The sequence below is a fragment of the Cognatiluteimonas sedimenti genome, from assembly GCF_022808325.1.
GTDB lineage: Bacteria > Pseudomonadota > Gammaproteobacteria > Xanthomonadales > Xanthomonadaceae > Cognatiluteimonas > Cognatiluteimonas sedimenti.
Genome location: NZ_JALGCL010000002.1, coordinates 194,295 through 212,021, shown reverse-complemented (window position 1 = coordinate 212,021; position 17,727 = coordinate 194,295). Strand labels below are relative to the sequence as shown.

Annotated in this window: 22 protein-coding genes; 17 read left to right on the top strand and 5 right to left on the bottom strand. The window is 70.7% G+C overall.

From position 1 onward, the window contains the following. From purN to MQC88_RS07655, 3 genes are read left to right on the top strand one after another with little or no spacing between them, the layout of a single operon-like run. Window positions 1–675, top strand: a complete 675-nt coding sequence (gene purN / locus MQC88_RS07665) for a phosphoribosylglycinamide formyltransferase (RefSeq protein ID WP_243320736.1) — start codon at window positions 1–3, stop codon at window positions 673–675. Then, window positions 672–1,424: a DUF3108 domain-containing protein gene (locus tag MQC88_RS07660; RefSeq protein WP_243320734.1), complete on the top strand. Its 753-nt coding sequence runs from the start codon at window positions 672–674 to the stop codon at window positions 1,422–1,424. The genes purN and MQC88_RS07660 overlap by 4 nt, the downstream gene beginning before the upstream one ends. Window positions 1,425–1,426: 2 nt before the next feature. Continuing rightward, the gene (locus tag MQC88_RS07655) at window positions 1,427–2,149 is read left to right on the top strand and encodes a DUF3108 domain-containing protein (protein ID WP_243320731.1); all 723 of its coding nucleotides are present in this window, start codon (window positions 1,427–1,429) and stop codon (window positions 2,147–2,149) included. A gap of 51 nt (window positions 2,150–2,200) precedes the next feature. Here MQC88_RS07655 and murA read toward each other — a convergent pair whose 3' ends face one another. Together murA and MQC88_RS07645 are read right to left on the bottom strand one after the other, a co-directional pair. Continuing rightward, window positions 2,201–3,460, bottom strand: coding sequence for a UDP-N-acetylglucosamine 1-carboxyvinyltransferase (gene murA, locus MQC88_RS07650; RefSeq protein WP_243320730.1), 1,260 nt, complete (start codon window positions 3,458–3,460; stop codon window positions 2,201–2,203). 2 nt (window positions 3,461–3,462) lie between these two features. Beyond that, on the bottom strand, window positions 3,463–3,696 hold the full coding sequence (locus tag MQC88_RS07645; RefSeq protein WP_243320727.1) for a BolA family protein: 234 nt from the start codon (window positions 3,694–3,696) through the stop codon (window positions 3,463–3,465). Between the two features lie 56 nt (window positions 3,697–3,752). Between MQC88_RS07645 and MQC88_RS07640 the strand changes: the two genes are divergently transcribed. The 14 genes from MQC88_RS07640 (at window position 3,753) to mgtE (ending at window position 15,578) form a co-directional block, all read left to right on the top strand. Further along, window positions 3,753–4,748 (top strand): KpsF/GutQ family sugar-phosphate isomerase, encoded by a 996-nt coding sequence (locus MQC88_RS07640; RefSeq protein WP_243320724.1) that lies wholly within the window; start codon window positions 3,753–3,755, stop codon window positions 4,746–4,748. A gap of 27 nt (window positions 4,749–4,775) precedes the next feature. After that, complete coding sequence (locus tag MQC88_RS07635) at window positions 4,776–5,312, top strand: KdsC family phosphatase (RefSeq protein WP_243320721.1); 537 nt, start codon at window positions 4,776–4,778, stop codon at window positions 5,310–5,312. Then, complete coding sequence (gene lptC, locus MQC88_RS07630; protein ID WP_243320719.1) at window positions 5,309–5,866, top strand: LPS export ABC transporter periplasmic protein LptC; 558 nt, start codon at window positions 5,309–5,311, stop codon at window positions 5,864–5,866. The genes MQC88_RS07635 and lptC overlap by 4 nt, the downstream gene beginning before the upstream one ends. After that, window positions 5,850–6,425, top strand: coding sequence for a lipopolysaccharide transport periplasmic protein LptA (gene lptA / locus MQC88_RS07625; RefSeq protein WP_243320718.1), 576 nt, complete (start codon window positions 5,850–5,852; stop codon window positions 6,423–6,425). The genes lptC and lptA overlap by 17 nt, the downstream gene beginning before the upstream one ends. After that, on the top strand, window positions 6,425–7,144 hold the full coding sequence (gene lptB / locus MQC88_RS07620) for an LPS export ABC transporter ATP-binding protein (protein WP_243320716.1): 720 nt from the start codon (window positions 6,425–6,427) through the stop codon (window positions 7,142–7,144). The genes lptA and lptB overlap by 1 nt, the downstream gene beginning before the upstream one ends. An 85-nt stretch (window positions 7,145–7,229) precedes the next feature. Next, window positions 7,230–8,657 (top strand): RNA polymerase factor sigma-54, encoded by a 1,428-nt coding sequence (locus MQC88_RS07615; RefSeq protein WP_243320713.1) that lies wholly within the window; start codon window positions 7,230–7,232, stop codon window positions 8,655–8,657. A gap of 117 nt (window positions 8,658–8,774) precedes the next feature. Continuing rightward, window positions 8,775–9,104: a ribosome hibernation-promoting factor, HPF/YfiA family gene (gene hpf, locus MQC88_RS07610; protein WP_243320711.1), complete on the top strand. Its 330-nt coding sequence runs from the start codon at window positions 8,775–8,777 to the stop codon at window positions 9,102–9,104. 18 nt (window positions 9,105–9,122) lie between these two features. Continuing rightward, the gene (locus MQC88_RS07605) at window positions 9,123–9,584 is read left to right on the top strand and encodes a PTS sugar transporter subunit IIA (protein WP_243320709.1); all 462 of its coding nucleotides are present in this window, start codon (window positions 9,123–9,125) and stop codon (window positions 9,582–9,584) included. A 63-nt stretch (window positions 9,585–9,647) separates the two neighbouring features. After that, window positions 9,648–10,601 (top strand): HPr(Ser) kinase/phosphatase, encoded by a 954-nt coding sequence (gene hprK / locus MQC88_RS07600; protein ID WP_243320707.1) that lies wholly within the window; start codon window positions 9,648–9,650, stop codon window positions 10,599–10,601. A 26-nt stretch (window positions 10,602–10,627) separates the two neighbouring features. After that, window positions 10,628–11,476, top strand: coding sequence for an RNase adapter RapZ (gene rapZ / locus MQC88_RS07595; protein WP_315857093.1), 849 nt, complete (start codon window positions 10,628–10,630; stop codon window positions 11,474–11,476). Window positions 11,477–11,631: 155 nt separating this feature from the next. Next, window positions 11,632–12,024: a PTS sugar transporter subunit IIA gene (locus MQC88_RS07590; RefSeq protein ID WP_243320703.1), complete on the top strand. Its 393-nt coding sequence runs from the start codon at window positions 11,632–11,634 to the stop codon at window positions 12,022–12,024. Between the two features lie 12 nt (window positions 12,025–12,036). Continuing rightward, entirely contained in the window at window positions 12,037–12,306 is a 270-nt protein-coding gene (locus MQC88_RS07585; RefSeq protein ID WP_243320702.1) for an HPr family phosphocarrier protein, read from the top strand. After that, window positions 12,306–14,021, top strand: a complete 1,716-nt coding sequence (ptsP, locus tag MQC88_RS07580; protein ID WP_243320700.1) for a phosphoenolpyruvate--protein phosphotransferase — start codon at window positions 12,306–12,308, stop codon at window positions 14,019–14,021. The genes MQC88_RS07585 and ptsP overlap by 1 nt, the downstream gene beginning before the upstream one ends. A gap of 195 nt (window positions 14,022–14,216) precedes the next feature. Continuing rightward, on the top strand, window positions 14,217–15,578 hold the full coding sequence (gene mgtE / locus MQC88_RS07575) for a magnesium transporter (protein ID WP_243320699.1): 1,362 nt from the start codon (window positions 14,217–14,219) through the stop codon (window positions 15,576–15,578). A 51-nt stretch (window positions 15,579–15,629) separates the two neighbouring features. Here mgtE and MQC88_RS07570 read toward each other — a convergent pair whose 3' ends face one another. The 3 genes from MQC88_RS07570 to MQC88_RS07560 all read right to left on the bottom strand — a co-directional run bounded on the left by MQC88_RS07570 (window position 15,630) and on the right by MQC88_RS07560 (window position 17,722). Next, entirely contained in the window at window positions 15,630–16,577 is a 948-nt protein-coding gene (locus tag MQC88_RS07570; protein ID WP_243320697.1) for an aspartate carbamoyltransferase catalytic subunit, read from the bottom strand. Between the two features lie 88 nt (window positions 16,578–16,665). Then, entirely contained in the window at window positions 16,666–17,166 is a 501-nt protein-coding gene (ruvX, locus tag MQC88_RS07565; protein ID WP_243320696.1) for a Holliday junction resolvase RuvX, read from the bottom strand. After that, the gene (locus MQC88_RS07560) at window positions 17,159–17,722 is read right to left on the bottom strand and encodes a YqgE/AlgH family protein (protein ID WP_243320694.1); all 564 of its coding nucleotides are present in this window, start codon (window positions 17,720–17,722) and stop codon (window positions 17,159–17,161) included. The genes ruvX and MQC88_RS07560 overlap by 8 nt, the downstream gene beginning before the upstream one ends. Window positions 17,723–17,727 lie beyond the last annotated feature (5 nt).

The following is a 17,727-nucleotide window of genomic DNA, read 5'->3' as shown; positions in this document are numbered from 1 at the left end:
ATGTCGCCGTCCCCCTTCCCCCGCATCGCGGTGCTTGCGTCCGGCCGCGGCAGCAACCTGCAGGCGTTGCTCGATGCGATCGCAGCCGGCGATCCCGACGCGCGGATCGTGGGTGTGTTCTCCGATCGCCCGGACGCGGCCGCGCTGCAACGCGTGCCCGAGTCGCTGCGCTGGGGCCGCGAGGCCAGGGCATACGTCGATCGCGCCGAATTCGACGCCGAGCTGGCCAATGCGGTCGCTGCCGTGCAGCCGGACTGGATCGTCTGCGCCGGTTACCTGCGCATCCTCGGCAATGCCTTCGTCGAACGCTTCCGCGGCCGCGTGCTCAACATCCATCCCTCCCTGTTGCCGGCCTATCGCGGCCTGCGCACGCACGCGCGCGCCCTCCAGGCCGGCGAGCGCGATCACGGCGCCAGCGTGCATTTCGTGGTGCCCGAACTCGACGCCGGCGCCGTGATCGCGCAGGCGCGCGTGCCGGTGCAGCCCGGCGACACCCCGGAACGCCTCGCCGCGCGCGTGCTGCGGGCCGAACATCCGCTGCTGGTCGCGGTGGTGCGGTTGGCGGTGGCGGGCCGCATCGCTGAACGCGGCGCAACGGTACTGCTCGACGGTCATCCGCTGTTTACTCCCCTGCGCTTAGATTCCCCCGGCTACCCGGAACCGACCCAGCCATGACATTGCCGCGATCCCTATTGCTGGCCTGCCTGTTGCCCGGCCTTGCGCTGGCGCAACAGTTGCAGGCATCCGGGCCGGCCGAATCCGCGGCCGCGAGGCCCGCGCTGGCGCCGTTCGTGGCGACTTACCGGGTCTTGGACAAGGGCCGGCAGCTCGGCAACGCCACCATGCAGCTGGTCAACCTGGACGGCGGCCGCTGGCGCATCGACCTGGGAATGCAGGGCAGCGGCCTGATGCGCATGACCGGATTGAAGATGCAGCAGAGCACGCTGTTCGACAGCGACGGCCAGGGCTACCGGCCGCTCGGCCAGAGCACCGTGCGGCGCATGCTGCTGTCCAACCGGACAAGCACCGGCGTTTATGACTGGGCGTCCCGCAGCGCGCGATGGAGCGGCGACGTCAAGCCGTCGCGGCGCGGCCCAGTCGCCCTGCGCGATGGCGATCTCAGCGGCGTGCTGATCGACCTTGCGTTGATCCGCGACGCCGCCCCCGGCAAGACCCTGCACTACCGTTTCGTCGAGGGCGGGCGAGCGCGCGACCACACCTACGTGGTCGCGCCGGAAACCGAAGGCATCGAAGTCGACGGCCTGTCCTACGAGGCGATGCGGGTCAGCCGCGAAGACGGCAACGACCAGACCGTGGTCTGGGTCGCCAGCGGCGTGCCGACACCCATCCGCATCCTGCAGCGCGAAAACGGCGGCGACGCCACCGACCTGCGCCTGGTCGAATACAAGGAAGCCATGCAATGACAATGACTAGCCCCCGCACCCCGCTCCATCACCATGCGCGCAAGCGCGGCCCGGTCGCCGCCGCATGCCTGGCGCTGTGCGTGGCGCTGCCCGCGGTCGCGGCGCAGCCGGCGGCCCTCAAGCCCTTCACCGCGACCTACCAGGCCAACTACATGGGCCTGCATGGCACCGGCACGATGGTCCTGGCGCCCGCCGGCGGCGATCGCTGGAAGTACAGCCTCGACATCGACAGCGCCATCGCCCAGTTGAGCCAGAACACCCTGTTCCAGGCCGAGGGCGGCAAGTGGAAGCCGCTGTCCAACAGCGATTCCTCGATGCTGCTGATCAAGAAGAGCAGCAAGAAGGCGACCTACGACTGGACCCGCAAGGAAGCGCGCTGGAGCGGCGACGTCAAGGCCGACCGCGCCGGGCCGGTGGCGCTGCGCGGCGGCGACCTCGACGCGATGCTGGTCAACCTGGCGATCCCGCGCGATGTCGCTGCCGGCAGGCCGCTGGACTACCACATGGTCGACGACGGCCGCGCCAAGCAGCTGAACTACGAAATCGCGGGGCAGGACACGATCCAGGTCGGCGGCAAGCCGCGACCCGCGACCAAGGTGTCGCGCACCGACGGCAACAAGCAGACCGTGATCTGGGTGGTCGACGGCCTGCCGGTGCCGGCGCGGATCCTGCAGCGCAAGGACGGCAAGGACGAGATGGACCTGCAGTTGAAGTCCGTGCGCTGACGCGCCGCGGGGCAAACCCTGGAAAGCCGCGCATCGCGCGGCTTTTCCGCTTCAGCCGTCGATGCGCCTGATGCGTGCGCCCAGCCCCGACAGCTTGGCCTCGATGTTCTCGTAGCCACGATCCAGGTGGTAGATGCGATCGATGGTGGTTTCGCCCTCGGCGACGAGCCCCGCGAGGATCAAGGACGCCGACGCGCGCAGGTCGGTCGCCATCACCGGGGCGCCACCGAGCTTGTCGACGCCACGCACGATCGCGGTGTGGCCTTCGACGCGGATGTCGGCACCCAGCCGCAGCAGTTCCTGCACGTGCATGAAGCGGTTCTCGAAGATCGTCTCGTTGATCACGCCGACCCCGTCGGCGATGCAGTCCAGCGCCATGAACTGCGCCTGCATGTCGGTCGGGAACGCCGGATGCGGCGCGGTGCTGAAATTGACCGCGTGCGGGCGGCGCCCGTGCATGTCCAGGCTGATGCGGTCGCCGTCGCAGTCGAGTTCTGCGCCGGCTTCCTTGAGCTTGTCGAGCACGGCGTCCAGGGTGTCCGGGCGCGCGTGGGTGGCGGTGATGCGGCCGCCGGTCATCGCCGCGGCGACAAGGAAGGTGCCGGTCTCGATCCGGTCGGCGACCACGGCATGTTCCCCGCCGTGCAGGCGCTCGACGCCCTCGACCACGATCCGGCCGCTGCCGGCGCCTTCGATCCGGGCCCCCATCGCCACCAGGCATTCGGCGAGGTCGACGATTTCCGGCTCCATCGCCGCGTTCTCGAGCACGCTGCGGCCTTCGGCGAGCGTGGCCGCCATCAGCACGTTCTCGGTGGCGCCGACGCTGACCATGTCGAACACCACCCGCGCGCCACGCAAGCGCTTCGCGGATGCCTTGATGAACCCATGCTCGACGCTTACATCCGCGCCCAGCGCCTGCATGCCCTTGATGTGCTGGTCGACCGGGCGCGAGCCGATCGCGCAGCCGCCGGGCAGGGATACTTCCGCAGCCCCGTGTTTCGCCAGCAGCGGCCCCAGCACCAACACCGAGGCGCGCATGGTCTTGACCAGTTCGTACGGTGCGACATGGCTGCGCACGCTGCGCGGATCGATGCGGATGTCGAAGCTGTCGTCGAGGGTGATGCCTGCGCCAAGCTCGGCCAGCAGCCGCAGCGTGGTCTTGACGTCGTGCAGGTTGGGTACGTTGCGGATCAGCACCGGGCCGTCGGCGAGCAGTCCCGCGCACAGGATCGGCAGCACCGCGTTCTTGGCGCCGGAAATGCGGACCTCGCCGCGCAGCGGCACGCCGCCCTGGACCACGATCTTGTGCATGCTCAGGCGCCGGCTTCTTCGGGCGTCAGGGTCTTCAGCGCAAGCGCGTGGATTTCGCCGCCCATGCGCTCGCCCAGGGTGGCATAGACCAGGCGGTGGCGGGCCAGCGGCAGCTTGCCGCGGAACGCGTCGCTGACGACGGTGGCCTCGAAATGGACGCCGTCGGGCCCTTCGACCTGGACCCGGGCCCCGGGAAGGCCCTGCTGGATCAGCTGCTGGATGGTTTCGGCGTTCATCGGGCCAGTCGCGTAAAATCGGGCGCTCAAGTCTAGCGGAATGCACCACCGTGCCGATGGCGCCCGAGCCCGCATCTCCCGACATGTTCGACTTTGCCGCCAGCGGCCGCCGCGTGCTCGAGGTCGAGACCCGCGGGCTGGAGGCGATCGCCGCGCGCATCGACGGCGCCTTCAGCGCCGCCTGCCGGTTGCTGCTGGGCGGGCGCGGGCGCGTGGTCTGCACCGGGATGGGCAAGTCGGGGCACATCGCCCGCAAGATCGCCGCGACCTTCGCCTCCACCGGTACCCCGGCCTTCTACGTGCACCCGGGCGAAGCCGGGCACGGCGACCTGGGCATGATCACCGACGCCGACGTGGTGCTGGCGCTCTCCTACTCCGGCGAGACCGACGAACTGCTGATGCTGCTGCCGGTGCTCAAGCGCCAGGGCAACCAGGTCATCGCCATGACCGGCCGCGCCGATTCGACCCTGGCAAGCACCGCCGACATACACCTCGACGTCAGCGTCCCGGCCGAAGCCTGCCCGCTCGACCTCGCCCCGACCGCCAGCACCACCGCGGCGCTGGCGTTGGGCGATGCGCTCGCCGTCGCATTGCTGGAGGCGCGCGGATTCACCGCCGACGACTTCGCCCGTTCGCACCCCGCCGGCACGCTCGGCAGGCGCCTGTTGCTGCACATCACCGACGTGATGCACAGCGGCGAGGGCGTTCCCCGCGTCCGCGCGGAAGCCTCGCTCAGCGAAGCGTTGCTGGAGATGAGCCGCAAGCACCTGGGCATCACCGCGGTGGTCGACGACGACGACCGCCTGCTCGGCCTGTACACCGATGGCGACCTACGCCGCACCCTGGACGATGCCGCGATCGACCTGCGCGCGACCCGCATCGCCGAGGTGATGACGCGGACGCCCAAATCCATCGGCTCCGACGCGCTCGCGGTCGAGGCCGCGCAGATGATGGAAGCGCACAAGATCAACGCCTTGCTGGTGGTGGACGACGACGGCCGCGTGGTCGGCGCGCTCAACATTCATGACTTGTTGCGCGCACGGGTGGTGTGATGCCACGCGCCCGCTGACACGCCGCCGATGCCCTATTCCCATACCAGCGATTTCCCCGCCGACATCCTCGCGCGCGCCGCGAAGGTCCGCCTCGCCTGCTTCGATGTCGATGGCACGCTGACCGACGGCCGCCTGCTGCTGGATGCCGACGGCCGCGAAACCAAGGCGTTCCACGTCCAGGACGGCCAGGGCCTGGCGTTGCTGCAGCGCTTCGGGATCGCGGTCGCCTTCGTCACCGCGCGCCCGGGCGCGATCGCCGAACGCCGCGCCGCCGAACTCGGCGCCCAGGCGTTCTCGCAGGTCAAGGACAAGCTTGCCTGCGTGCGCGAACTCGCCGCGCGCCAGGGCGTGGACATGGATGCGGTCGCCTTCATGGGCGACGACCTCGCCGACCTGGGGGTGCTGCGCGAAGTGGGGCTGGCGGCGGCGCCGGCCGACGCGCACCCGTGGATCCGCGAGCGCGTGCACTGGCGGACCGTCGCCCGTGGCGGCAAGGGCGCGGCGCGCGAGCTGTGCGACCTGCTGCTGGCCGCACAGGGCAAGGTCGAAGGCCTGCTGGCATGAACTGGCGCACCACGCTGACGCTGCTGCTGCTTGCCGGCGCGATCGTCTCGGGCTGGTCGGTGTGGACCCATCGCGGCGAGTCGAGCGACAACCGCGGCAGCAGTGGCCGCTCCGACTACGTGCTGCACGATTTCGAACTGGTCGCGCTGGATGGCGCCACCGGCAAGGAATCGTTCACGCTGCGCGCGCCGCGGATGGAGCGCGACCCCGGCGACCACACCATGACGATGGAGACGCCGCTGTTCCTGCTGCCCGATTCGGAGCAGCACTACTGGCAGGTGCGGGCGAAGACCGGCTGGGTCTCGGAAAAGGGCAATGAACTGCGCTTGCGCGACGACGTCCGCGTCGACGGCCCGCCGGAGGGGCGCAAGGTGGAGATGCGGACCCAGCGGCTGAACGTATTCCCCAACCGCAACGTGGCCACCTCCCCCGTGGCCGTCACCATCACCCAGCCCGGTTCTATACTGCGCGGCCGTGGCTTGGTTACCAACCTGGCCACCAGGCATTACGAAATCAAGTCGCAGGTACGCATCCGCCATGTCCCGCCACGCTGATCCCCGCCGCCACGCGACCGCGCGCCCCACGGCGCTGCTGTTCGCCCTGGCCGCCATGCTCGCGGCCACCACCGTGCTGGCGCGCACCGCCGACCGCCGGCAACCGATGGACATCGAGGCCGGCCACCAGGTAGGCACCTTCAGCGCCGACAGCACCAACACGCTGTCGGGCGGCGTGCACATCACCCAGGGCAGCCTCGACATCACTTCCAGCACCGCGCGCATCACCATGGTCGACAGCGAGCCGACCCGTGCGGTGTTCAGCGGCGGCCCGGTGGTGCTCAAGCAGGTCATGGACGACGGCACGCCGATGACCGCGCGCGCCAACGGCGTCGACTACAACCTGCGCACCGAGGTCGTGGTCTTCACCGGCGACGTCCAGATCCAGCAGCCGCGCGGCAGCATGAGCGGGCAGCGGGTGGTCTACAACCTCAAGTCCGGCAGCGTCGAGAGCGGCGGCGAAGGCGGTGGCCGGGTGAAGATGCGGATCCTGCCGCGCAACGCCCAGGCCGCACCGGCCGCGGCGTCCATGCCGCCGGACGACAAGGACGGCGAGTAATGCTGGTCGCCGAGGGGCTGCGCAAGCGCTACCGCTCGCGCGAGGTGGTTCGGGATTTCGGGCTCAGCCTGGACGCCGGCGAGGTCGTCGGCCTGCTCGGCCCCAACGGCGCCGGCAAGACCACGTGTTTCTACATGATCGTCGGCCTGGTGCCGGCCGATGCCGGCCGGATCCTGCTCGACGGCCGCGACATCACCGCCGAACCGATGTACATCCGCGCCAAGCAGGGCGTGGGCTACCTGCCGCAGGAACCCTCGGTGTTCCGCAAGCTCAGCGTCGCCGACAACCTGCGGCTGGTGCTGGAACTGCGCCCGGACCTGGACCAGGCCGGGCGCGAGCGCGAGCTGGAAAGCCTGATGGACGAACTGCAGGTCGCGCACGTCGCCGACCAGGCCGGCGCCAGCCTTTCCGGCGGCGAACGGCGCCGCGTGGAAATCGCGCGCGCACTGGCGGCCAAGCCGCGGCTGATGCTGCTGGACGAACCGTTCGCGGGCGTGGACCCGATTTCAGTCGGCGAGATCCAGCGTATCGTCCGCCACCTCAAGAACCGCGGCATCGGCGTGCTGATCACCGACCACAACGTGCGCGAGACCTTGGGCATTTGCGACCGCGCGTATATCCTCAATGAAGGCGGCGTGCTCGCGCAGGGGGCTCCGGACGCGCTGCTGGCCAATCCGGACGTGCGTCGCGTGTACCTGGGCGAGTCCTTCCGCCTGTAGCCTCCGGGGTCCACCCGCGGCCGCAGCGGGGACTCGATCCGGGCCACGCGGCCGCCGTCCCCAGCCTGGACGCGTTGTACCCGCCATGAAGCCCCGCCTTCAGACCACGCTCGGCCAGCAACTGGTGCTCACGCCCCAGTTGCGGCAGGCGATCCACCTGCTGCAGCTGTCGGCGCTCGAGCTGGACGCCGAGCTGGCTTCCGCGGTGGAAAGCAACCCGTTGCTGGACTGGGCCGAGCCCGAACCGCTGCCCAGCGTCGACACCCCCGGGGAGCCCGCGGCCGACGCGACCGACGACGGCGCGCCCGATGCCTTCCCCGCGGACGACCTGCCGCCATGGACGCGCGGCGAGGAGCCCTGGCAGCAACGCCTTGGGCCGGTATCGAACGAGGACGACGGCGAGGCCGCCGAGCGCGCGGTCGAGATCGAATCGCTGCAGGACCACCTGCTGTGGCAGTTGCACCTCACCCATCTGTCGCCGCGCGACCGCCGCATCGGCCTGGCGCTGATCGACGCCATCGATGACGACGGTTATCTGCGCGAACCGGTCGAAGCCACGCTGGAGACGCTGCGACCGGATCTGGAGGCAACGCCCGGGGAAGTGCTCGCGGTGCTGCGCCAGTTGCAGCGCTTCGACCCGCCCGGCGTCGCCGCGCGCGACCTCGGCGAATGCCTCGCGCTGCAGCTGGCACTGCTGCCCGAAGACACCGCAGGCAAGGCGCTGGCGCTGCGCATCGCCGCCGGCCCACTGGAACGCCTGCCCAAGGCCGGCATCGACGGCCTGGCCACGGAACTCCAGTGCGATGCCGCCCAGGTGCAGGCGGCGCTGCAGCTGCTGCGCACGCTCGACCCGCGGCCGGGCGCGCAGATCGGCGCGCTGCCTGCCGATACCTACATCACCCCGGATTGCGTGATCTGGCGGCAGCAGGGCGTGTGGCGGGTGGCGCTGGCCAGCAGCCACGCCCCGCGGCTGACCATCCACCGCGGCTACGAACGCATGATCGGCGCCGCCGGCGCCGACGACGCCGGTTACCTGCGCGGGCGCCTGCAGGAAGCGCGCTGGCTGCTGAAGAACCTGCAGGCCCGCGGCGAAACCCTGCTCAAGGTGGTGCGTTGCCTGGTGCGGCAGCAATCGGGATTCCTGGAATTCGGCGACCAGGCGCTGCGCCCGCTGACCCTGCGGGAAGTCGCCGCCGAGGTCGGGCTGCACGAATCCACCATCTCGCGCGCGGTGTCGCGCAAGTACGTGCGTACCCCGCGCGGGACCCTGCCGTTGCGCGCGTTCTTCGCTTCGGGCATCGACACCGACGGTGGCGGCGAGGCGTCCAGTACCGCGATCCAGTCGATGATCCGGCGGCTGATCGAGGACGAGAACCCGCGCAAGCCGCTGTCGGACGCACGCCTGGCCGAAACCCTCAAGTCCACGGGCGTGCCGGTCGCACGCCGCACCGTGGCAAAATACCGGGAGGCCATGCGCATCCCGCCCTCGCACGACCGCATCCGGATCGATTGAACCCGGGTGCCGCCCGCCGCGGGGGCACCGTTCCCGTCACCGGGTTTAACGGCGTATTCACAGCGTCGTCCGGGATCCGGGCGATGCTGTCGGTCCACGCAGACGAAGGAGGTTGCGATGCGCATCGAAACCCACGGCCAGCAGATCGAGGTCACCCCGGCCCTGCGCGATTACGTCGAGACGAAGTTCGCGCGCCTGGGCCGCCATTTCGAGCAGCCGCTCGACGTGCGCACCCAGCTCAGCCTCGACAAGCCCGACCACCGCGCCGAGGCCACCGTCAACATCGCCGGCCGCACCCTGCACGCCGATGCCAGCGCCATCGACATGTACGCGGCGATCGACCTGCTCGCCGACAAGCTCGACCGCCTGCTGGTCAAGCACAAGGAAAAACAGGTCGATGCCCATCGCCGCGCCGAGAGCAGCTCGCGCAGCGGCGACTTCGCCTGACCGGGCGCCGCACACCCGATGCCCTGGACCGAACTCCTCAGCGCCGACCGCATCGTGCTGCTGGTCGAACCGGTCGACCGCGAGCGCGTGCTCGATGCGGCCGCGCGCCTGCTGGCCGACGCCGCGCCCGCCACGACCGCCACCATCGGCGAGTGCCTGCGCCAGCGCGAACGGCTGGGCAGCACCGCGATCGGGCACGGCGTCGCCATCCCGCACGGTCGCAGCAATGCGTTCGAGGAGGTGCGCGCGGCCTTCCTGCGGCTGCAGCACCCGGTCGACTTCGACGCCGGCGACGGCATGCCGGTAGACCTGGTGTTCGCGATGGCGGTGCCAGAGCATTTCACCCAGCAACACCTGCAGCTGCTCTCCGAGCTCGCCGAACGCTTCGCCGACCCCGCATTCCGCGCTGCCCTGCGGCAGGCGGGCGATGCGCAGGCATTGCGCGGCGTGCTGCTGGGTACCCTCGCAACCACGCCATGAGGCAACATGGCGGGCGCCGGGCCGGGACGGCCCGCGCTTGCGGCCCCACATGACGGCCAGGACATGACCACCCGGATCAGCGCCAACGAACTGTTCGAACAGCAGCGCGAACGCCTCGACCTGCGCTGGATTGCGGGCCAGGAAGGCGCCGACCACGTGCTGGAGGCGGTCGAGACCGTGGCGCGGCGACCGTCGCTGGCCGGATACCTCAACGCGATCTACCCCAACAAGGTGCAGATCCTGGGCACCGAGGAACTGTCCTGGCTGGACGGCCTGGATTCGCGCCAGCGCTGGGAAACGATCCAGAAGATCATGCATTTCCGGCCGCTGGCGCTGGTGATCAGCAAGGACCAGGCCTGCCCCGAGGACCTGCGGCTGGCGGCGGAGGAATCGTCGACGCCGCTGTGGTCCTCGCCCAAGCGCGGCCACGAACTGCTCAACCACCTGCAGTACCACCTGGCGCGCAAGCTCGCGCCACGGGTGACGCTGCACGGGGTGTTCATGGAGATCTACTCGATCGGCGTGCTGATCACCGGAGAATCGGGGTCGGGCAAGAGCGAACTGGCGCTCGAACTGGTCACCCGCGGCCATCGACTGGTCGCCGACGACGCGCCCGAGTTCACCCAGATCGCGCCGGACGTGCTCGACGGCACCTGCCCGGAGCTGCTGCAGGACCTGCTCGAGGTCCGCGGCCTGGGCGTGCTCAACATCCGCGAGATGTTCGGCGACACCGCGGTGAAGCGGAACAAGTACCTGCGCCTGGTGGTGCACCTGACCCGGCCGATGGCCGAGCCGGTGCGCTCGGCCGACGGGCTGGAACGCCTGACCGGCGACAGCGGCGCACGCCGCGTGCTCGACCTGGACGTGCCCGTGATCACCTTGCCGGTGATGGCGGGCCGCAACCTGGCGGTGCTCAGCGAAGCCGCCGCGCGCGTGCATATCCTGCGCGCCAAGGGCGTCGACCCGGCTGCCGCTTTCATGGCGCGGCACAGCCATTTCCTGGAGCGGGCGACGTGAGCGGCGATGCCCACCACCCGTTGCTGATCATCGTCAGCGGCATGTCCGGTTCCGGCAAGTCGGTCGCACTGAAGACCCTCGAGGACCTGGGCTTCTATTGCGTCGACAACCTGCCGGCGGAACTGTTGCCGGAATTCGTGCGCAGCGTCGCCGGCGACGACGGTGCGCCGGACAAGCTCGCGGTCGGCATCGACGTGCGCAACCGCCACAGCGACCTGGCCAACATCCCGGACTGGCTGTCGGCGGTGGGCGCGATGGGGCTGGACCCGCGGCTGGTGTTTTTCGACACCCAGGACACCGTGCTGCTGCGGCGCTACGCCGACACCCGCCGCCGGCACCCGCTCAGCCACCTCGGGCTGGTGCTTGCCGATGCGATCTCGCTCGAGCGCCAGGTCCTCAAGCCGCTGCGCCGCATCGCCGACAGCGTGATCGACACCAGCACGCTGAACGTGCACCAGCTGCGGCGCACGGTGATCACGGAGTTCGGCCTCGGCGGCGACGAGACCCTGTCGCTGCTGTTCGAATCCTTCGCCTACCGGCGCGGCGTGCCGCCGGAGGCTGACTTCGTGTTCGATGCGCGGGTGCTGCCCAACCCGCACTGGAACCCGGAGCTGCGACCGCTGGCCGGTCGCGACCCGGCGGTGCGCGAGTACCTGGAGGCACAACCGGAAGTGGCCGAATACAGCAGCCAGGTCGCCACCTTCCTCGATCACTGGCTGCCGCGGCTGCGCTCGGACACCCGCAGCTACGCCACCATCGCCTTCGGCTGCACTGGCGGCCGCCATCGTTCGGTGTACCTGGCCGAGCACCTAGCCGCGCACTGCCGGGAACGCGGCTGGGGCGAAGTCGCCGTGCACCACCGCGAGCTCGATTGACGCCGCGCGCGGCCCGTCGGCCGCGACGACCGGACGGCAGCTGCGGTACGGGAGCATCGACACCAAGGCCACCGGGGTTGGCCGGGCGCGGCCGCCACGCCACGTCCGTCGCGGCCGGGCTTTGGCCGATCGCCGGCCTCTGCTAACTTGGTGCCATGGCCGTCGGCATCCTCCTCGTCACCCACCCAGGCATCGGGCCGGCGCTGATCGCGGTGGCGACCCGGTTGCTGCGGCAGTTGCCGCTCAAGGCCGAAGCCTTCGAGGTGGCGTTCGACGCCGATCCCGACGCCCTGCTACCCGCGGCCAGCGCCGCGCTGCGGCGGGTCGACGACGGCGTCGGCGTGCTGCTGTTGACCGACCTGTATGGCGCCACTCCGAGCAACCTCGCCGCCAGGCTCGCGCGGCTGGGGACGCCGGTGCGACGGGTCTCGGCGGTGAGCCTGCCGATGCTGCTGCGGGTGATGAACTATGCCGAGCTGGACCTCGACGAACTGCCCGCGGTCGCCGCCGCCGGCGCCCGCAACGGGGTGATCCATGACGATGCCTGAGGCCGCCCGCCCGTGATCGAACGCGAGCTCATGATCGCCAACCGCCTCGGCCTGCACGCGCGCGCGACCGCCAAGCTGGTGCAGCTGCTGTCCGGCTACCGCAGCTATGCCACGTTGGCGGCCAAGGGCCGCGAGGTCAACGCCAAGAGCATCATGGGCGTGATGCTGCTGGCCGCCGGCATGGGTACGCCGGTGCTGCTGCGCGTGGAAGGCGAGGACGAGGCCGCGGCGGCCGACGCCGTGGCGGGACTGTTCGAGCGCCTGTTCGACGAGGAAGGCTGATGCGGCGGGTACTGCCCGGGCACGGCGCGTCGCGCGGCACCGCGCTCGGGCGCGCGCGGGTTCGCGTGCCCCACGTGCTCGAGGTCGCCGAGGAACGCATCGACGACGTCAACGCCGAACTCGACCGCCTGCACGAAGCCATCCGCATCGTCCGCAGCGACATGCACGGCCTGCGCGAACGCCTGCACGGCGCGCTGGCGCAGGAGGTCGGCGAGTTCCTCGACCTGCACGCGCTGCTGCTCGACGACCCGGAGTTGCTGCACGGCCTCGACGACCTGATCCGCACCGGTCGCTATTCCGCCGACTACGCGCTGCGCCTGCAACGCAACCGCATCGCCGCCGTGTTCGACGGCATGGACGATGCCTACCTGCGCAGCAGGATCGACGACATCGACCAGGTGATCGGCCGCATCCATGCCGCCCTGCACCGGCGCGGCGCCGACCTGCAGGGCGTGGCCGGCGAGATCCTGGTCACCGACAACGTCGCGCCCGCGGAACTGGCGCAACTGCAGGGCCAGGGGGTGATGGCGGTGGTGACCACCGGCGGCAGCGCGTTGTCGCACAGCGCGATCCTGGCGCGCAGCCTGCACCTGCCACTGGTGGTGGGCGCGACCCTCGCGCTGCAGAAGATCAACGATGGCGACGTGCTGGCGGTCGATGGAGGCAGCGGCTCGGTGGTGGTCGAGCCCGATGCCTCCGACCTGCGCGCGCACCGCAGCCGCGTGCGCGAGCAAGCGCGCGAGCGCAAGCAGCTCAAGCGCCTGCGCCGCGAGCCGTCGCGCACGCTCGACGGGGTCGACATCCGCCTGTGGGCCAACGCCGAGTCGCGCGAGGACGTGGCCGAGGCGCATGCGCTCGGCGCCGCGGGCGTCGGCTTGTACCGCACCGAATTCCTGTTCCTGGGCAGCAGCGAATTGCCCGACGAGGATGCCCAGTTCCACGCCTACCGCGACCTGGTGCTTGGCATGACCGGGCGCACGGTCACCATCCGCACCCTGGACCTGGGCGCCGACAAGGCCGACCGCACCGGGCTCACGCTCGACTACGAACCCAACCCGGCGCTGGGGCTGCGCGGCGTGCGCCTGTCGCTGGCGCGCGAGGCACTGTTCGACACCCAGATGCGCGCCATCGTCCGCGCGTCCGGTTACGGCCCGGTGCGGGTGCTGGTGCCGATGCTCAGCAGCCGCGAGGAGTTCGTCGCGGTGCGCGCGCGGCTGCAGCGGGTCGTCGATGAGGTGCGCGAGGCCGGTTTCGAGGTCGCCGACGCGATCCCGCTGGGCGCGATGATCGAGGTGCCCGCGGCTGCCATCGCCCTGCCCGGCTTCATCCGCGAGCTCGATTTCCTCTCCATCGGCACCAACGACCTGGTGCAATACCTGCTCGCGGCCGACCGCAACAACGATGCCCTCGGTGAGCTGTACACCCCGCTGCATCCGGCGGTGCTGCGGCTGCTGCGCGACGTGATCCGGATCGCACGGCTGCGCGGCAAGCCGGTGGCGGTGTGCGGCGAGATGGCCGGCGACGCGACCTTCGTCCCGCTGCTGCTGGCGCTGGGGCTGGAGGAATTCAGCCTGCATCCGGCTACCCTGCTGGAAGTGCGCCGCGCGATCCGCGACTGCGACCTCGGCGGCTTGCGGGCGCGCGCGGGCGCGCTGTTGCGCGCGCGCGACCGCGCCTCGATCGAGCAATGGCTGCGGCAGGCCGGCATCGCGTAGCAGCGGCCCGCAGCCGCGCGTCCTGCCGCCATCGCTGCCGGCAACATCGCCACGGTTCCCGTTTCGCGCCCGATCCACGCCCACAGGCTGTGCACCGGGATGCCCGCGGGCGATAATGGCGGCATGAACGCCTGATCCTGTCGCGCCGATCGCGGATGCGACCCGCTCCACCCGCCTCCAGCACGGGAAGCCCGCATGGCCGAAGCCGTCCGCCACGACAAGACCGCGCGCCAGCTGCGACTGCTTTCCGACGCGCTGGACAGCGGTCGCCTCGGGCCGGTGCGGCGGCTGGTCAACACGCTGTCGCCGGCCGAGATCGGCAACCTGCTCGAATCGCTGCCCCCGGGCCAGCGCACCGTGGTCTGGGGCCTGGTCGACGCCGAGGACGACGGCGAGGTGTTGCTGCACGTCGGCGACGAGGTCCGCGAGGGCCTGATCGCGGACATGGACCCGGACGAGATCGTGGCCGCGGTCGAGGACCTCGACATCGACGACCTCGCCGACCTGGTCGAGGACCTGCCCGACACCGTCATCGACGAAGTCCTCAAGTCGATGGACCGCGAGAACCGCGAGCGGCTCGAGCAGGTGCTGTCCTATCCCGAGGACAGCGCCGGGCGCCTGATGAATCCCGACGTGGTGACGGTGCGCACCGACACCACGGTCGACGTGGTGCTGCGCTACCTGCGCCTGCGCGGCGAGTTGCCCGACCACACCGACCACCTCTACGTCGTCAGCCGCCGGCACCAGTACCTCGGTCGGATCGCGTTGCAGGCGCTGCTCACGCACGAAGCCAACACCCCGATCAACGAATTGCTCGACGACGAGCAGCCGGCGATCGACGTGACCGAATCCGCCGACGAGGTCGCACGCCAGTTCTCCGACCACGACTGGATCTCCGCGCCGGTCGTGGACGACAACAACATCCTGCTCGGCCGCATCACCATCGACGACGTGGTCGACATCATCCGCGAGCAGGCGGAGCACCAGGCACTGGGCGCGGCGGGCCTGGACGAGGACGAGGACCTGTTCAGCCCGGTGCGGCGCGCGGTACGCGGCCGCATGCTGTGGCTGGGCATCAACCTGGTCACCGCCTTCCTCGCCTCCAGCGTGGTCGGCCAGTTCGAGGGCACGCTGCAGCAGGTGGTCGCGCTGGCCGTGCTGATGCCGATCGTCGCCGGCATGGGCGGCAACGCGGGAACGCAGGTGCTGGCGTTGATGGTCCGTGGCCTGGCGCTGGGCCAGGTCGGCGCAAGCAATGCCAAGGTGCTGTTGTGGAAGGAGATCCGCGTCGCCGTGATCAATGGCCTGATGCTGGGCACCGTGGTCGCGCTGGTCGCGCTGGCGTGGTTCCAGAACTGGCGGCTGTCGCTGGTGATCGCCAGCGCGCTGACCATCAACCTCAGTGCGGCGGCGCTTGCCGGCGTGCTGGTTCCGCTGACGCTCAAGCGCATGGGCTTCGACCCGGCGCTGGCCGGCGGCGTGATCCTGACCACGGTCACCGACGTGATCGGATTCCTGAGCTTCCTCGGGCTGGCGACGCTGGTGTTGCTGCACTGACGCCGCCGCAGGCGCGGCGGCGAAAAGGGCCCGCACCCCGGCAGGTGCCACTCAGCGCGCCAGCAGTGCCTCCAGCACCGCCATGCGCACCGCAACGCCATTGCCCACCTGGCGCAGCACCAGCGACTGCGGGCCGTCGGCGACCGCGGCATCGATCTCCACGCCACGGTTCATCGGCCCGGGATGCATGACCACGGCATCGGGGGCGGCCCGGCGCAGGCGCGCTTCGGTCAGCCCGTAGTCGCGGTGGTAGTCCTCCAGCGAGGACACCAGGCCCTGGGCCATGCGCTCGCGCTGCAGGCGCAGCATCATCACCGCGTCGACGCCTTCCAGCGCGGCGTCGAAATCCCCGCTCACCGTGCAGCCAGAGAGCGTTCCGTCGTCCGGCAACAGCGATTGCGGGCCGCAGACGCGGATGTCGCCGGCGCCCAGGATGCGCAAGGCGTGCAGGTCCGAGCGCGCCACCCGTGAATGCCTCACGTCGCCGACGATCAGCACCTTCATCGCGGCGAAATCGTCGCCCCGGGCCTGGCGCAGCGTGAGCATGTCGAGCAGGCCCTGGGTGGGATGCGCATGGCGACCGTCGCCGGCGTTGACCAGTGCGGTGCCGTCGCCCGCGACGCGTGCCAGCGCCGCGACCGCGCCATCGTCGGGATGGCGCACGACGAAGCCGTGCACGCCCATCGCCTCCAGCGTGCGCAGGGTGTCGGCCGCGCTCTCGCCCTTCTTGGTCGACGATGTCGAGGCGTCGAAATCCAGCGTGTCGGCGCCCAGCCGCGTCGCCGCCAGCCTGAAGCTGGAACGCGTGCGCGTGGAGGGTTCGAAGAACAGGTTGCACACCGCCTTGCCGGCCAGCGTCGCGCGCAGCGCGGTGCCGTCGAAGGCGTGCTCGCGCAGCGCCTGCGCGCGGTCGAGCAAGCGCAGCAGCACCGGGCGCGGCAGGCCCTCGAGGGTCAGCAGGTGGCGCAGGCGTCCGTTGGAATCGAGTTGTTCGGTCATCTGGGCTCAGGCTCGCGGTTGTCCTTCTCCCCGCATGCGGGGAAAAGTGCCCAAAGGGCGGATGGGCCACAGGCGCGCCCGGAATGCATCACGCAAGCGGCTGCGCATCCTGCGGCGCGGCCAGCCAGCGCTCGACGATCACCGCCGCGGCGACCGCGTCCAGCACCGCCGCGTCGCGGCGCTTGCGGCGGCCCTGCGCGCGGTCGACCGCGAAGCGCTGCGCGGCCTCGATCGAACTCGAGCGCTCGTCCACCAGCACCACCGGCAGGGCGTAGCGCGTTCGCAGCTGCGCGGCGAAGGCATGGGCGACGCCGCGGATCGGCTGGTCGCCACCGTCCAGGGTCAGCGGATCGCCGACCACGCAACCGTCCGGCCGCCATTCGCGCTGCAGGCGGTCGATCGCCGGCCAGTCCGGGCCCTGGGCATGCACGTCGACCACCGCCAGCGCGCGCGCGCCGTGGCCGAAGGCGCTGCCGACGGCGACCCCGATCCGGCGGGCGCCGACGTCGAAGCCGAGCACGGTCCCGTCGCGCGGGATCGACGGCGGCGCCGGCGCCTGCGTCACCGCCGGCGCGTTGCGCTCAGGCATGGCCGCTGTAGTCCGCCATCCGCGCCAGGTCCACGCCGATGCGCCCGGCGGCGGCCTGCCAGCGCGCCTCCAGCGGCAGCACGAACAGCACCTCGGCGTCGGCCGGCACCGTCAGCCAGCTGTTCTCGACCAGTTCGTGTTCCAGTTGCCCCGCACCCCAGCCGGCACAGCCCAGCGCCACGGTCGCCGACGCCGGGCCTTCACCGCGCGCCATCGCTTCCAGCACGTCGCGCGAGGTGGTGACGTAGAGGCCGTCGGCGATGGCGAGGCTGGAATCCCATTCCCGCGCGCCGTCATGGATGACGAAGCCGCGCTCCGGGTGCACGGGACCTCCGGCCAGCACCTGGCGCGCCTTGAGCCCGTCGTCGTCGCTGTCGATGCCCATCTGCCGGAACACCTCGCCCAGCGTGTATTCGGAAGCACGGTTGATGACCACGCCCATCGCGCCATCCGCGTCGTGCTGGCAGACCAGCGCGACGCTGCGCGAAAAATTGGGGTCGGCCAGCGTCGGCAACGCGATCAGCAGCTGGTTGGCGAGGGTACCCGGGGCGTCCATGCCCC